11 protein-coding genes and 1 pseudogene are annotated in these 15,594 nt (G+C 61.3%); 9 read left to right on the top strand and 3 right to left on the bottom strand.

All coding sequences use genetic code 11. The annotated features are described in order from the left end of the window. Nucleotides 1–26 precede the first annotated feature (26 nt). A pseudogene (locus tag Q0C28_RS11250) lies at nucleotides 27–173 on the top strand (short-chain dehydrogenase); the annotation flags it as partial. Nucleotides 174–386: 213 nt separating this feature from the next. Here Q0C28_RS11250 and Q0C28_RS11245 read toward each other — a convergent pair. After that, a complete protein-coding gene (locus tag Q0C28_RS11245; protein ID WP_293575810.1) occupies nucleotides 387–2,231 on the bottom strand; it encodes a peptidoglycan-binding protein in 1,845 nt (614 codons plus the stop codon). Between the two features lie 391 nt (nucleotides 2,232–2,622). Here Q0C28_RS11245 and Q0C28_RS11240 point away from each other — a divergent pair, with 391 nt between their 5' ends. The 8 genes from Q0C28_RS11240 (at nucleotide 2,623) to glmM (ending at nucleotide 13,581) form a co-directional block, all read left to right on the top strand. Next, nucleotides 2,623–3,558, top strand: a complete 936-nt coding sequence (locus Q0C28_RS11240; protein WP_293575808.1) for a glycine--tRNA ligase subunit alpha — start codon at nucleotides 2,623–2,625, stop codon at nucleotides 3,556–3,558. A gap of 25 nt (nucleotides 3,559–3,583) precedes the next feature. After that, nucleotides 3,584–4,117: a DUF6446 family protein gene (locus Q0C28_RS11235; RefSeq protein ID WP_293575806.1), complete on the top strand. Its 534-nt coding sequence runs from the start codon at nucleotides 3,584–3,586 to the stop codon at nucleotides 4,115–4,117. A 100-nt stretch (nucleotides 4,118–4,217) separates the two neighbouring features. Continuing rightward, the gene (gene glyS / locus Q0C28_RS11230) at nucleotides 4,218–6,467 is read left to right on the top strand and encodes a glycine--tRNA ligase subunit beta (protein ID WP_293575804.1); all 2,250 of its coding nucleotides are present in this window, start codon (nucleotides 4,218–4,220) and stop codon (nucleotides 6,465–6,467) included. A 216-nt stretch (nucleotides 6,468–6,683) separates the two neighbouring features. Beyond that, nucleotides 6,684–9,239, top strand: a complete 2,556-nt coding sequence (locus Q0C28_RS11225; protein WP_293575816.1) for a putative PEP-binding protein — start codon at nucleotides 6,684–6,686, stop codon at nucleotides 9,237–9,239. A 134-nt stretch (nucleotides 9,240–9,373) separates the two neighbouring features. Beyond that, entirely contained in the window at nucleotides 9,374–10,057 is a 684-nt protein-coding gene (locus Q0C28_RS11220) for a cell wall hydrolase (RefSeq protein ID WP_293575802.1), read from the top strand. A gap of 148 nt (nucleotides 10,058–10,205) precedes the next feature. Further along, nucleotides 10,206–11,126 carry a dihydroneopterin aldolase gene (locus Q0C28_RS11215; protein WP_293575800.1) on the top strand — a complete coding sequence of 307 codons (921 nt, stop codon included), beginning with the start codon at nucleotides 10,206–10,208 and terminating at the stop codon, nucleotides 11,124–11,126. Further along, on the top strand, nucleotides 11,123–12,118 hold the full coding sequence (folP, locus tag Q0C28_RS11210; protein WP_293575798.1) for a dihydropteroate synthase: 996 nt from the start codon (nucleotides 11,123–11,125) through the stop codon (nucleotides 12,116–12,118). Before Q0C28_RS11215 ends, folP begins: the two co-directional genes overlap by 4 nt. 116 nt (nucleotides 12,119–12,234) lie before the next feature. After that, nucleotides 12,235–13,581 carry a phosphoglucosamine mutase gene (glmM, locus tag Q0C28_RS11205; RefSeq protein WP_293575796.1) on the top strand — a complete coding sequence of 449 codons (1,347 nt, stop codon included), beginning with the start codon at nucleotides 12,235–12,237 and terminating at the stop codon, nucleotides 13,579–13,581. A gap of 84 nt (nucleotides 13,582–13,665) precedes the next feature. Here the strand turns inward: glmM and Q0C28_RS11200 are convergent, their stop codons facing one another. Beyond that, nucleotides 13,666–14,571 carry a DMT family transporter gene (locus Q0C28_RS11200; RefSeq protein WP_293575814.1) on the bottom strand — a complete coding sequence of 302 codons (906 nt, stop codon included), beginning with the start codon at nucleotides 14,569–14,571 and terminating at the stop codon, nucleotides 13,666–13,668. Between the two features lie 74 nt (nucleotides 14,572–14,645). Then, nucleotides 14,646–15,560, bottom strand: a complete 915-nt coding sequence (locus tag Q0C28_RS11195) for an EamA family transporter (protein ID WP_293575794.1) — start codon at nucleotides 15,558–15,560, stop codon at nucleotides 14,646–14,648. Nucleotides 15,561–15,594 lie beyond the last annotated feature (34 nt).

Raw genomic sequence — 15,594 nt, 5'->3', positions numbered from 1 at the left:
TACGCGATTAACTGTCGAACTTGGGTGGCTGGGTGCGCACGGATATGGGCGGTCAGGAGGGTGACATCTCGGTCGAGGAATCGGTGGAGGGGCTGATGCATGAGTTCGATGTGCTCAGCACCGAAACGTCGGGCTGTTTCCACACCTGGGATGGGCGCATCCACGCCTATTGAGTTTTGTGTCTACGATGGATGTGAAAACGGCCGGAGGCGACCAACGCCCCCGGCCGTTTTTCTGTGTGCGGGCCTGTTTGCGAGTCTGTGTGCGGGTGGGGCGCCGCAAGGGACTGCATCTGTGTCGGCCCATCTGACGTGATGGGCCAAGCTCAGTTCAAATCCAGCAGGTCAAACCCGGCAGGTCAGGTCCATTGGGCACATCTTACTGGGTTAGTCCCAGCAATTGACCAGAACCGTCATGCCAGAGGCTTCGCGGGTCAGCACGCCGATTGGCAGGCTGCCGGTTTCCCCACTGGTGGTGCTGGCGATGATGCCAGCCGCGTCCAGCGTGGACTGAAGCGAGGCGGCATTGGCCGCAAACCGCACGCCATCGGGCAGCTGTGTGGTGCTGTCGGCCACGTCGAGCAGCATGCCCTGAACCGCACCATCACGGCTGAGGACTGGGCCACCGGCGTCGCCAGGCTGGCTGATCACCTGCAGGCGGGAGGTGCCGGTGTTGCCCTGCAGATCCTGAACGTCCTGCAGCGTGCCAAAAGTCAGGCTGGGTGCGCCCAACACGCCTTCGTAGGAGAAGCCAGAGACCGCAATCTCCGACTGCAGCCGCGCAGAGCTGCGGGCGAACTGGGCGTGGTTCATCGGCGCCAGAGCCTCTTGCGGGCGCAGCACAGCCACGCCGGTTGCGTCGTCGCGGTAGATCACCTCGGCCTTGTAGTCGTGATCAAGGGTGATGTGCCCGCAGCTGTTCACAGCCGCCAGTGTGGTGACCACGCTGCCTGCACCATCAACATAAAAGCCAGAGCGCGACAGGCGCGGTTTGCGCACATTGAGCCCGGCAATCAGATCCACGCTTTGCGGGGCGTCCGCGCCTGCAGTAGGGTCCAGCACGCCGTCTGTCGCCGCAAAGCTCGTCTGCATCGCCGCCAGCACCCGGTCGCGGCGCGCATCGTCGCCGGTTGGCCACACCAGTGTGAAACCTTTGATCTGACCATTGATCAGGCGCGCTTCGGTGTAGGAGATCACATCGCTGTTGCGGCCTTCGATCGAAAACCGGTCCGCGCTGCGCTCGCGGGGTCCGTCAAGGGGCACGATTTCCAGGGTCTGCATGATTTCAAACAGGCCAAACAATGTGCGTTGGTCGCCAGGCTGGCTGATCAGCAGCAGTTCCGCGCCCAGATCGCCCGCGCTTTCGTAGATCGCAAAAGGGGATTCATAGCGGTTGAAAGCCACTTCCTTGCTGGGGATCTGCAGACGGATGCCCGCGCGGTCATCGGTGATGGACGCCATGCCAACAGAAATCAGCGGCGCGTTGTATTCGTCCAGCAGGGCCTGGCGCTGTGCGGTGGTCAGCACGCCTGTCGGCTCCAACCCGCGTGCGGCCTGCCAGTCGCCCATGGAGCGGCGGGTGCCACGGCCAAAGGCGCCATCGATGGCGGCGTTGTAAAATCCGGCCGCTTGCAGGGCGATCTGCAGCGCTTTGCGTTCGTCGCGTGACAGTTGCGCCTCGCTGCGGCGCGCTTCTGCTGGGGTTTCGTCCAACAACAGAAGGCTATTGTCGGTGAGCGCGGTCGGGGCCTCAATCGGGCTGTCCACGCTGGGGGCTTCTTGGCCCTGGGTGACGACGTTGGGGTCGATGGGCTCCAGGTTTGGGCTTTCCACTGTGGGGGCCGTGGTGCCAGAGGCCGCGTTGGCGTCAGCAGCGGTTGGGTAGAACTGATTGCCGAGGTTGCGCCCAAAGGCGATGAAGCTGTCGCGGGGGATCTGCCGTTCGGAGCGGTAGACCTGCAGCACACGTTCAGCGTCGTCGCGGCTGTAGGGGCCGATCAAAATACCGTACCAGCCACCACCGAGCGAAAACCCGGAGACATCAGGGATGCGGGCGGCAAAGCCTTGCGCCTCTTCGAGCGCTTCGCGCAGGGAACCGCGGGCCGCGATCTGAACCCAGACCGATTGCGGGTTAACGGATTGCGAATTGGATTGCTGTGCCTGGAGGGGTGCAGGCAAAATGCCAGCCAGCGTCAGGACAACAAACGCTGCAGCGGCGAACAAAGTCTTCATCAAAAGGCCTCTTCACGGGTGATGGTCACGGGTGATTTTGGATTTGGCGCAGATAATCATTTTCACAGCGTGAAGGGAACTCTTTCCGGTTGCGCGGGGTGGGGGAAAAGCGCGGCTTTCGCGCCAAAACCGACAAGTGTTGCAAGCCTGCAAGGCACAGGCCGTTCCGATTGGCGTCAGCCTGTCGCGCTGCGGAGCGACAGAGGGCAAAGATTGGACCAGCTTGGCGTGGCAGAGAGCGGATCGGCTGCGAGTTGGCGTTGACCCTGCGCCGGGGCTTGCATAGGTAGAACCCCGACTTCACAGCGTGTGTGCACCAGCCCTGCGATCAATGCCAGGATCCGTGTCGGCACGCGACCCACAGGGACGAAAGACCAGAGGGACGAAAAAGATGACAGAGACCCAAAGCGCCCCGCGCTCCTTTCAGGAGATCATTCTGCGGCTTCAGACCTATTGGGCATCGAAAGGCTGCGCCGTGTTGCAGCCCTATGACATGGAAGTGGGCGCTGGCACGTTCCACCCGGCAACGACCCTGCGGGCGCTGGGCAATCGCAACTGGGCGGCAGCCTATGTGCAGCCGTCGCGCCGCCCCACCGATGGCCGGTATGGTGACAGCCCCAACCGCTGGCAGCATTACTACCAGTATCAGGTGATCATCAAACCCAGCCCGCCGAACCTGCAGGAGCTGTATCTCGGTTCGTTGGAGGCCATCGGCATTGATATGGCGATGCATGACATTCGTTTTGTCGAAGACGACTGGGAAAGCCCGACATTGGGCGCCTGGGGTCTTGGCTGGGAGGTATGGTGTGATGGCATGGAAGTGAGCCAGTTCACCTATTTCCAGCAGGTCGGTGGCCATGATTGCCACCCTGTGTCGGGCGAGCTGACCTATGGTCTGGAGCGTCTGGCGATGTATGTGCTGGGCGTGGATGATGGCAACGAAATGCCGTTCAACGACCCTGATGCGCTGATCCCGCTGACCTATGGCGATGTGTTCCGCGACGCCGAGGCGCAATATGCGCGCTGGAATTTCGATGTGGCCGACACCGATATGCTGCTGCAGCATTTCAAGGATGCAGAGGCCGAATGCGCCCGCATTCTGTCGCAGCCGCAGGATGATCCCAAAACCGGTCGCCGCATCGTAATGGCGCAACCGGCCTACGATCAATGTATCAAGGCCAGCCATCTGTTCAATCTGCTCGATGCGCGCGGGGTGATTTCGGTGACCGAGCGACAGGCTTATATCGGGCGGGTCCGGGCGCTGGCCAAGCAATGTGCGGACGCATTTGTGCAGACCGAGGCCGGCGGCTACGTCGCCTCAGCCTGATACTTTCTGGTAGGAGATCGCCACCATGGGCAAGTTTCTGTCGCTGATCCTGATCCTATCCGGCCTCGCTGCGGGCGGTGCGATGTATTATTTGCAGGTCTATGGCTTCTATGACGATGTAGAATTGCAGCCCGGCAGAGATGTGGTTCTGACACCGCTTGGCGGCGGTGAGCCGCTGCCGATCCGCTACAGCGGGTTTGAAGCCATCGACGCGGGCAGCTCTCCGATCCGCTATCGGGCGTGTTTTTCGACCGATCTGAAACCGGATGAACTGGCACAGCTGTTTGTCCTGTCGGATCAGGATATGCCGCGCAACGCTCCGGGTTGGTTTGATTGTTTTGATGCCGAAGCGGTGGCTGACGCATTGGCGGAGGGTCGCGCGCGCAGTTTCGTGTCGCAAAAGAACGTGGCCTATGGCGTCGACCGGATCATTGCGATCACCAACGAGGGCCGCGGCTATGTCTGGCACGAGCTGAACGACTGCGGCAAGAAAGCCTATGATGGCACAGTGGTGGGCGAAGAATGCCCGCCGCGCCCTGCCGCCGAAGAGACCAATTGATGCGCTCGCCTTGGCGCCTGTCGCTGTATCCGCCTCTGTGCTGCGCCCTTCCCACTCTTTCTGCCGCGCCCGGTTGCGCGGCCATCCGTAAGGACATCTGATGCCTGATCTGCTGATTGAACTGTTTTCCGAAGAAATCCCGGCGCGCATGCAGGCGCGTGCCGCTGAGGATCTGAAAAAACGTATCACCGACGGTCTGGTCGAGGCCGGTTTGACCTATGCGGGGGCGCATGCACTGTCGACGCCGCGCCGCCTGACACTGGCGCTGGAGGGCCTGCTGGAGCATTCCCCAACCGTGCGCGAAGAGCGCAAAGGGCCAAAGGTCGGCGCACCAGACAAAGCCATCGAAGGTTTCTTGCGCGGTGCCGGTCTGAGCCGCGATCAGCTGGAAGAGCGCGAGACCCCCAAAGGGGCGGTCTATTTCGCGGTGATCGAAAAGGCGGGTCGCCCGGCGGCTGACATCATCGCCGAGGTGCTGGAAGACACCATCCGCAATTTCCCCTGGCCGAAATCGATGCGCTGGGGCAAAGGATCGTTGCGCTGGGTGCGCCCCCTGCAGTCGATCTCTTGCGTGCTGAGCAAAGAAGACGGGGCGGAGGTTGTGCCACTGGAGGTCGATGGCATCGTGTCGGGCGCCGTCACCTATGGCCACCGTTTCATGGCGCCGGAGGCCATCACCGTCACCGGATTTGAGGATTATGCAACCAAGCTGAAGCGGGCGTTCGTGCTGCTGGATCCGGCAGAGCGGCAGGCAGCGATCTGGCAGGATGCCACCAATCAGGCCTTTGCTCTCGGGCTCGAAGTGGTGGAGGACAAGGGCCTGCTGGCAGAGGTCGCCGGGCTGGTGGAATGGCCAGTGGTTTTGCTGGGTGCCATTGATGAGCAGTTCCTGGAGCTGCCGCCCGAGGTGCTACAGACGTCGATGAAAGAACACCAAAAGTTCTTCTCGGTGCGCAACGCAAAGACCGGCCGCATCGAACGATTTGTCACCGTGGCGAACCGCGAGACCGCAGACAATGGCGCCACGATCCTGGCAGGCAACCAAAAGGTGCTGTCGGCGCGTCTGGCGGATGCGAAATTCTTCTGGGAGAACGACCTGCGTACGGTCAAGGCCTCGGGCTTTGAGCCGTGGGTCGAAAAGCTGGAGCAGGTGACCTTCCACGCTGATCTGGGCTCTGTCGGAGAACAGGTGAACCGCATCGCGGCCCTAGCGCAATCTCTGGCACCAACCGTCGGCGCGGACCCGGCAATGGCCTTGATGGCAGCGCAGGCCTGTAAGGGCGATCTGTGTTCCGAAATGGTCTATGAGTTTCCGGAACTGCAGGGGTTGATGGGGCGCTATTATGCCGAAGCCGCCGAGCTGCCTGCCGAGGTCGGTCTCGCCAGCGAAGAGCATTATTCCCCGCTTGGCCCGTCGGATGATGTGCCCAGCAAACCTGTGTCTGTGGCGGTGGCCCTTGCAGAAAAGCTGGACAAGTTGACAGGGTTCTGGGCGATTGATCAAAAGCCGACCGGATCCAAAGATCCCTATGCGCTGCGCCGCGCCGCATTGGGCGTGATCCGTCTGGTGCTGGAAAACGATCTGCGCCTTGGATTAAGAACTGTTGTCACTAAAGGGTACTTTCCCCATGCGTTGCATCGCGATTCTGCTACAGGCAAAGTGATGCTCGATAAACGCAAGTCTTACATTGAGGCGTCTGGAATCGACGAAGATGCTCTACGGGTTATGGAGCTCCAACGCGTCGCAGATGAGTTAAGTAACAGCGGCGGTATTGATGCCTTTAAAGAGAGTGGAGTTTATGATTTTCCAGATGTCGTTATCCTCGCCGATCTTCTGTCCTTCTTCCATGACCGCCTGAAGGTGTTCCTGCGCGATCAGGGCATTCGCCACGATGTGATCGACGCCTGTATCGCGATGGACGGCAACGACGATCTGACGCTGCTGGTCAAACGGGCCCGCGCGCTGGAAGCGTTTTTGAAGACAGACGATGGCGAGAACCTGTTGCAGGGTTTCAAACGCGCCAACAACATCCTGTCGCAGGCCGAGGAAAAAGACGGCGTCGAATATTCCTTTGGGGCGGACAAGAAGTTTGCCGAGGATGCCACCGAACAGGCGCTGTTTGATGTGCTCGCCACCAGCGAGGGGGCGATCTCTTCGGCCATCGAAGCCGAAGATTTCGCGGCTGCCATGGGCAGCATGGCGGCGCTGCGCGCACCGGTTGATGCCTTCTTTGAAGCAGTGCAGGTCAATTCCGACAACGAAGTGGTACGGCGCAACCGGCTCAACCTGCTGAGCCAGATCCGCAAAGTGGTGGGTCAGGTCGCCGATTTGACCCGCATCGAAGGCTGAGCACCGCTCACACCCTGCGTTGATGCGAAAAAATCCGATGCGGCAGCGATGCCGCGTCGGATTTCTGCATTCTGGCGATGCGCTTTTCCTTGCGAGGCCGCGCAGGCGGTCTATGCTGCAGAGCAAAGGAAAGGCGCCGCAGTGCAGAGAAACGACCCAAAATCCGACCAACAGTCTCTGGATGCCTCTGATGGGGTGGCCGCGTCCGATGTGATTTTGCCGGAAGCGGTGTTGATCACCCCGACTGCGCCGATTGCCAACCACACCCATGGCGGGCGGGCCAAATGCCTGCAGCGGTTGGTGCGTCTTGATCTGCCGGTGCCCACCACGGTGGCGCTGTCGTTTATGGCGGTGCATTCCATTGCCAATGGTGAACTGCCGGATCTGGAGGAGATCCTGGAGCGGTTTGCGCCCAATGCACTGCTGTGCGTGCGGCCATCATCGGAGGATCCCGATTGGGGCGGTCCGGGCGCCATTTTGAACATTGGTATGAATGATGCCCGCTATGTGGAGCTGTGCGACAGTCTGGGCCGGGATGCAGCGGCGGCCTTGTATCTGCGGTTTGTGCAATCCTATGCAATCCATGTGGCGCGTCTGGACCCCGACGTCTTTGATGATGTGGAAGACAACGGCCCCGATGGGTTGAGCGAAGTGCTGCAAGCCTATGAGGCCGAAACCGACGAGCCGTTCCCGCAAAACCCGGCAGAGCAGCTGGCGGCGGTGCTGCGGTCGATGGCGCGTGCCTGGGAAGGCACCTCGGCGCGATTGCTGCGCCAGGCCAAAGGCGCGCCAGCCGATGCAGGGCTGGGTCTGGTTGTGCAAGAAATGGTACCTGGCTATGGCGACGGCGAATGTGGTTCTGGTGTTCTACAACTGGTCAGCCCCGACACTGGCATGCCGCAGATCACCGGGCGTTATCTGAGCCAGAGTCAGGGTCGTGATGCGCTTGGCGCCGGGGCGGAGGCCGTGTTTCTGGAACAGGACAGCCGTGGCCCGTCCCTGCAGGATCTCGCGCCGGCGGCTTTTGCGGCCTTGCAGGCCCATGCGCGGCTGATGCGTCAGCGTCTGCGCGAAGAGATGCAGGTCGAATTCGTCATCGTGGACGGCGAAGTGCATATTTTGGATGGTGTCCGGGTCACCCGGACCGCCCAGGCGGCGGTGCGCATTGCGGTGGCCTTGGCCGAAGATGGCATCATCCCGCGTGAAGAGGCGGTGATGCGGGTCGACTCACGCCTGCTGGCAGAGCTGCTGCACCGTCAGGTGGCGCCTGATGCGGAGCGTGATGAGATCGGTCATGGGATTGCAGCCAGCCCGGGCGCGGCGACCGGCAAGCTGGTGTTCACTGCGGCAGAGGCACAGGCCAGCGCGGCCCGCGGTGAGCCCTGTGTTTTGGTGCGGCGTGAAACCTCGCCAGAAGATGTGCGCGGCATGCATGCGGCGGTTGCCGTATTGACCGAACGGGGCGGAATGACCAGCCATGCGGCGGTCATCGGGCGCGGCCTGGGCCTGCCCTGCATCGTGGGCGCATCGGACATGAAATTCGACAGTAAACGCAAACAGCTCACCTCGCCTGAGGGGCGGGTGTTTGGCCGCGGCGATGTGGTCACGATCGATGGCAGCTCTGGCGCTGTGCTTGCAGGTCAGCCCGATATGATGGAAGCGGCCGAAGATGGGGCGTTCCTGACCCTCTTGGCCTGGGCAGATGAACAGCGCGACATTGGCATCCGGGCCAATGCCGATACGCCGGAAGACGCCAAAACCGCCCGAAAATTCAACGCACAGGGCATTGGTCTGTGCCGCACCGAGCATATGTTCTTTGATCCCGGTCGCTTGACGGTGATGCGGGAGATGATCTTTGCGGAAACCTCCGAGGGGCGGGCGGCGGTCCTGGCCCGTCTGTTGCCGATGCAGCGGGAGGATTTCCAGGAGCTGTTCCGGATTATGGAAGGCTTGCCCGTTTGTATCCGTCTGTTTGACCCGCCGCTCCATGAATTCCTGCCCACCACCCGGTCCGGCCAACGCGAACTGTCCGAGGCCCTGGGCATCCCGGTGAGCGACGTCACGCGGCGCGTGGAGGAGATGGAGGAATACAATCCCATGTTGGGCCTGCGTGGGGTGCGCCTGGGGGTGACGGTTCCCGAGATCTACGACATGCAGGCGCGCGCGATTTTTGAGGCCACTTTGGATGCCTCCAAAGAGGGCGAGCCTGTGGTGCCCGAAATCATGATCCCGCTGGTTTCTGCCAAACGCGAAGTCGAACTGGTGAAGGCCCGGATCGACGCCGTGGCCTTGGCCGTCAAAGCGGAACGCGGAGAGGACTTTGCCTATCGGCTGGGTGTGATGGTGGAAACCCCGCGCGCAGCGCTGCGTGCGGGAGAGATTTCACCCAACACAGCCTTCCTCAGTTTTGGTACCAACGATCTGACCCAGATGACCTATGGGATGTCGCGCGATGATGCGGGGCGCTTTATGTCGGCCTATGTGAACCAGGGCGTGTTTCCCGAGGATCCGTTCCATGTTCTGGACAAAGACGGGGTGGGGGAGTTGCTGCAGCTGGGCGCAGAGCGCGGGCGCGCGGCCTATCCTGACCTGACGCTTTCGATCTGCGGGGAACATGGCGGCAACCCCGAATCGATTGCTTTTTGTCGAGAGGCAGGGTTCGATTACGTGTCTTGTTCGCCCTTCCGGGTTCCTGTTGCGCGCCTGGCCGCAGCCCAGCTGGCAATTTCCAGCCAGCTTGGTCCGAAAACCGAAAAACGGGCAAAATTGTAAAGAAAACAAGGCGGTTTCCTGACCGCTGGTTGTGTTTAGATGATTGTGACCTTTTGACACTCCGGCCTGCGGCAGCGCAGTTGCTGGACCTTGGGTGTTTTTTCCACTAATTGCTGCGCTCGCGTGACGTTGGGATGGCCGTTCGCGATCTTTCTAGTGGGGATGCCCTGATGAAAATTCTGACTGTAGCTGCCGTAATTGCTGCCGTGATGGCCGCAGCAAAAGATGTGTATGCGGATGCTGGCCTGGACTCTTTGTTCAAGCGCGAGCAATCGACACTGAGCGCCGTGCCAACAGGTCGGCTGAACAATTTCTTCAACTTCAACCGCGCAGCCAAGAAGGCCAAGCCGACGGAAGTGAAGTTCACCAAAGACTATCTCGACAGCCTGCCAGCGGCGCAGGGCGGGGACAACTTCGCCTGCCTTGCCGAGGCGCTGTATTTCGAAGCCCGTGGCGAAACCGTCAAAGGCCAGTTTGCTGTGGCCGAGGTGATCATGAACCGGGTGAAGTCCTCGCAGTTTCCGAACACGCTGTGTTCGGTGATCAACCAGGGCACCGGGCGCAAGTATCAGTGCCAGTTCAGCTATACTTGCGATGGCCACGAAGAGGTGATCCGCGAGAAGACCGCCTATGAGCGCGTGTCCAAAGTGGCGCGACTGGTGATCGATGGCGCCAAAACCGGCCTGACCGATGGTGCAACCTACTATCACACCACCGCCGTGCGCCCACGTTGGAGCAAGAGCTTCACCAAGACCACACGCATTGGCGTGCACTTGTTCTACCGTGATGATCGGTACCGGACAGCTTTGAACAACTAAGGCTTGTATTGCTGGCGCGGGCGCGACAGGAAACTGCGTCTGCGCCGCTTTCGGCCACTGGCATGGCGCTTGGAAGCCTGTTAACCGGCATGTCAAAGCATATGCTGGACCATCACAGCGAAACAGCCAGGTCAGGGGCCCGATTGCCATGCCGTCAGAAATCCATCTTGCCTTTGCGCACCCGTCCGAGCGGTCGGAAGCCACAGCGCCCCGTGGACCGCTGGATCGGATTTCCCTGCGCGACCATCTGGTCGAAGTTGAGATTGGTGCGTTTCAGGCAGAGCGCGGCACCACACAGCGGATCTGTTTCAACGTTGTTGTTGAGGTCACGCCGTTGCCTGCCGATCTGGACGACGACGTGGACCGGATCCTGTCCTATGACCGGGTGACTGAAGCCATTGCACATGAGCTGTCGGAAGAGCGGCTCAATCTGCTGGAAACACTGGCCGAGCGGATCGCAGAGCGCATTCTGCTGGAGCCCCAAGCGGTGCGTGCTTTTGTGCGGATCGAAAAGCTGGATCGCGGTCCAGGCGCACTGGGCGTGGAGATCGTTCGCGCCCGTGATCAGGTGTCCAGCGAGATGGACAATGAGGAACGGCCACATCCGCGGTTGATGTATCTGTCCAATGCCGCCATCGACAGTGACAACCTCACCGCGTGGATCGATCAGATGGAATGCCGCCAGAGGCCGCTGATCCTCTGCGTGGGGGCGCATGAGCTGGCGACGCCGCAAACCGGCCATAAATGGACCCAGCGCCGCATTGATTTGCTGGCGATCGAACAGAACGCCTGGCGGCTGGCTGCCAAGGATGATCGCTGCGTTGTCGTGGCCACGCGTACAGAGCTGGACTGGGCCATGAAAAACGGGCAGATTTGCGTCTGGGCGCCATCGAAAATCGTTTTGGATGCGGTGGATGGCCCTTCGGCGGCGCCATCGGATTCGGTGGCATTGGCCGCATGGTTCGCCGCGACCTTTGAGGCCGGTGAAATGGTTGTCATTGGTGCGGAGCTGCCGGACAAGCCGGAGGTGCCGCTGCGCGCCGTTACCGTGGAGCAGACACAACTGTGAGTTACTACCGACCGCTGGTTCAACATGGGGACAATCGCCCCGAGGGTGCTTTTTCGCTGATCAGCGGTGCGCTTTGGTTTACGGAGGTCGAAGTGCTGGATCGTGCGGCACCGCCCCGGATCATTCCTGCGGGGTTGCTGCCTGAAGAGGTGCGCCACCGGCTGACGGCACGCCGCGCCACCATCGCCGGTCTGGATATGACCCAGCCGCAGATCATGGGCATCCTGAATGTCACCCCGGACAGTTTTTCGGACGGGGGCCAGCATAGTGACGCGGCTGTTGCCTGTGCTGCTGCCCTGCAGATGGTTGCGGATGGCGCCTCCATCATTGATGTGGGTGGGGAATCGACCCGACCGGGCGCTGCACTGGTGCCCGAAGAGGAAGAGATCCGCAGAACCGCGCCGGTGATTGCCGCAATCCGTGCCAAATCTGAGGTGCCTATTTCCATTGATACGCGCAAAGCGGTGGTTCTGGCCGAGGCGCTGGAGGCGGGTGCTAGCCTGACCAATGATGTTTCTGGGTTCACCTTTGACAACGCGCTGGCGCCGTTGACGGCACAGGCCGGGGTGCCTGCGTGCATTATGCATGCCCAGGGCGATCCCGCGACGATGCAGGACAATCCGCACTACGACAATGTGCTGCTGGATGTGTATGACTTCCTGTCCAATCAGATCGACCGGCTAGAGGCGATTGGCGTGGTGCGCGAACAGATTGTCATTGATCCGGGCATCGGGTTTGGCAAGACGCTGGAGCATAATCTGATCCTTCTGCGCAATCTCAGCCTGTTTCATGCTTTGGGATGCCCGCTGCTTTTGGGGGTGTCGCGCAAAGGGTTCATCGGCAAGCTGGGCCATGAGCCAAATGCCGCTGCCCGCGCGCCGGGATCAATTGCTGTTGGGCTTGCAGCGCTCGCCCAAGGCGTGCAATTCCTACGGGTGCACGATGTGGCCGAGACGGCGCAAGCGGTGCGTTTGTGGCAGGCGGTGCGGTAGCAGCGCAGCCAGCAGACGCTCCAGGCTATACCCGACAGGCTTCGTCGCTGATGACGATCAAATGACAAGACCCCATTAACAAGACCCTATCAAAAGGGCCGACTGAAAGGGCCGACATGCGCAAACTCTTTGGGACCGACGGGGTCCGCGGGACCGCCAATACCTATCCGATGACTGCCGATCTGGCGTTGCGGATCGGTGCCGCTGTGGGGCGCTATTTCCGTCGCGATGCCTCTGGCGTGCATCGGGTTGTGATTGGCAAGGACACCCGGCTGTCCGGCTACATGTTCGAAAGCGCGCTGACGGCGGGCCTGACCTCAACAGGGATGAACGTCCTATTGTTGGGCCCTGTGCCAACGCCTGCGGTGGGCCTGATGACGCGGTCGATGCGGGCTGATTTGGGGGTGATGATCTCGGCCAGCCACAATCCTGCAGCCGACAATGGGATCAAGTTTTTCGGCTCTGACGGGTTCAAACTGTCCGACACAGTCGAGCTTGAGTTGGAGGGCCTGATCGAGGCCGGTGTGGAGCCTGCGCAGGCGCAGAATATTGGCCGCGCCAAGCGGATTGACGATGCGCGGTTCCGCTATGGCGAGCGGGTCAAAAGCTCCCTGCCGCGCGATATCCGGCTGGATGGGCTGAAGGTGGTGATTGATTGCGCCAATGGCGCGGCGCACCGGGCGGCACCAGAAATCCTGTGGGAGTTGGGCGCGGATGTGATCCCGATTGGCGTGTCGCCTGACGGATTGAACATCAACCGTGACTGCGGCTCAACGCAGCCTGCTGTCGCTGCTGAAACCGTGGTGGCGCATGGCGCCCATGTCGGGATCTGCCTGGATGGCGACGCCGACCGGGTCATCCTGATTGACGAGACCGGGCAGGTGGCCGATGGCGATCAACTGATGGCATTGCTGGCCAGCCGCTGGAATGCTGACGGGCTGTTGGCTGGTGGTGCGTTGGTTGCGACGGTGATGTCCAACCTTGGCCTGGAGCGCCACCTGCAGGATCAGGGCATTGATCTGGAACGCACAGCTGTTGGTGACCGCTATGTGGTGGAGCGTATGCGCGAGGGTGGGTTCAACCTCGGCGGTGAACAATCCGGCCACATCGTGATGACGGATTATGCCACCACTGGCGACGGACTGATGGCCGGTCTGCATTTCCTGGCGGAAATGGTGCGATCCGGCAAAACCGCTTCCGCCCTGGCGCGTCAGTTCACGCCTGTGCCGCAGCTGCTGAAGAATGTTCGCTTTGCAGCGGGTCAAACCCCGTTGGAGACCGACCGCGTCCAAAGTGCGATTGCGGCGGCGGAAAAGGCGCTGGACGGCAATGGGCGCTTGTTGATCCGCAAATCGGGTACAGAGCCCTTGGTGCGGGTTATGGCCGAAAGCGAAGACAGCGCCTTGTTGGCGGCCACTGTCGATGCTGTTGTCGCGGCTGTCGAAGCGGCTGTTTCGGAATAACCTGAAAAGCCGCTTTATGCGATTGCCCCGTCTGCCGGATGTGTCGCAGGCGGGGTTTTTATTTGTGGGATCGCATCGGATGTCTCAGGGGCGCGAGGCAAACAACCGCCGAAGGGCGCCCAGCTGGCTCAGCCCGAGGCCGCCCAGGATCAGCGTCATTGCCAGCAACATGCTTGGCGGCAGCTCCTCGCCAAGGAAGATCGCACCCAGGACAACCGCCCAGACGGGCACCTGATAATTGGTGAGCGTCATGAAGGTCGGACCTGCCTCGCGCACAACGATCACCCGCAGCAGATTGGCGGCGGCGGTTGGCACCAGACCCAGAAACGCCGTCAGCAACAAGATGTCTGTGTCCAGGCGCGGTGGCGGTCCCTCTGTCATCCATGCGACCGGGACAATCACCAGGCTGCCGATGATCAAGACCACCGCTGCAAGCCCAACCGGATCCACCGCAGGCAGGCGGCGGGTGAGGATGGAGCAGACCGCATAGCAGGCCGCCGCGCTAAGACAGGCAGCCCGCCCGTAGCCTTCGAGTGCTGCACCACTGCTGCTGAAGGCGGTGCCGCCGATCAGGAGCGCCACGCCTGCAAACCCGATGGAAAAGCCGATCAGACGGCGCAATGTCATCTGTTCGCCCGGAACAAACATATGGGCAAGCGGCAGCACCATCAGGGGGATCGCCGCCATGCTGATCCCTGTAAAGCCCGAGGATACATGCTGTTGCCCCCAATTGATCAACATGAAGGGGACAGCAGTGCTGAATACGCCAATCAGCAGCAGGGGGCCCCAGCTGGCGGCCCCCTGAAACAGACGAAAGCCACGCCAGCCCCATACCGCTGACAACAACAACGCAGCAAAACCGATCCGACCTGCGGCCAACCAGAAGGGGGTGATCCCGACCAGAGCAATCTTGATCAACAAAAACGTGCCGCCCCAGACAAACCCGAGGATGGCGATCATCAACCAGTATTTGCCCATGTTGTCTGGCAGTGTCTGATCGGGCTTTGTCTTGTCAGGCATCTGTGGTGTCCTGTTGCTGGCTTTGGCGCGCGCTATCGTTGGGATCAGGGGCGCTGGCGATGGGCCGGGGCCCGGCTCAGCAGCAGCCCTCCCAGGATCAGGGCCAGTGCTGCAAAAAGCTGCGGCGGCAAGGTTTCATCAAGGATCAGCGCGCCGAAGAAGACGGACCACACCGGCACCTGATAGTTGACGGTCGACAGGAATGCCGGGCCTGCGCTGCGGGCGACCTGAACCAGCAGCACCTGCGCCAATGCGGTGGGCATCAGGCCCAGATAAGCGACGGCCAAGATCGCATCAGAGCTGGGCCAGGCCTGCGGCACCCCCTCTCGCCAAAGTGCCGTTGGTACAATCATCACCGCGCCGCAGCACAGCGCCGCGGCAGAGAGCGACAGCAGGTTCACCTGGGGACAAAGCCGAGTGAGAATGGAGCCGATGGCATAGCACAAAGATGCGCCCAGGCAGGCCAGTCGTGCGAGCGATTCAAAATCACTCCCGGCTGAGCGGAAGGCCTCCAGTCCGATCAGGACGACTACGCCGGCAAAGCCGATGAGAAAACTGAGCGTGCGGCGCAGGGTCATCCGGTCGCCAGGCACCAGAATATGCGCGAGTGGCAATACGAACAGCGGCACCACCGCCATGCACACCCCGGCAAAGCCGCTGGCCACATAGGTTTGGCCCCAGCTGAGCAGCGAAAAGGGCAGCGCATTGGTGAAAAACCCCATCCCCGCGGCGCAGGCCCAGATGATGCGGCCCTGTCGATCCCGGATCGAGGGCAGGCCAATCCCCATGGCATAGACCAGTGCCAGCAGGCAGAGTGCGGCGCTGGAGATCCGCAGGGCTGCGATCGTCATGGGGGCAAAACCCTCCAAGGCGACTGTGACCGCCATGAACGACGCACCCCAGATCACACCGAGGGTCAGCAGTTTGATCCAATTGGCCGCGCCTGGGGATGCTGTCATGGGGCTGTCTTTCGAAAAGGAATTTGATGGGAAT

Origin of the sequence: Phaeobacter sp. (genome assembly GCF_022825805.1) — a bacterium.
Lineage (GTDB): Bacteria > Pseudomonadota > Alphaproteobacteria > Rhodobacterales > Rhodobacteraceae > Phaeobacter.
This window is presented reverse-complemented; position numbering and strand designations above follow the sequence as displayed.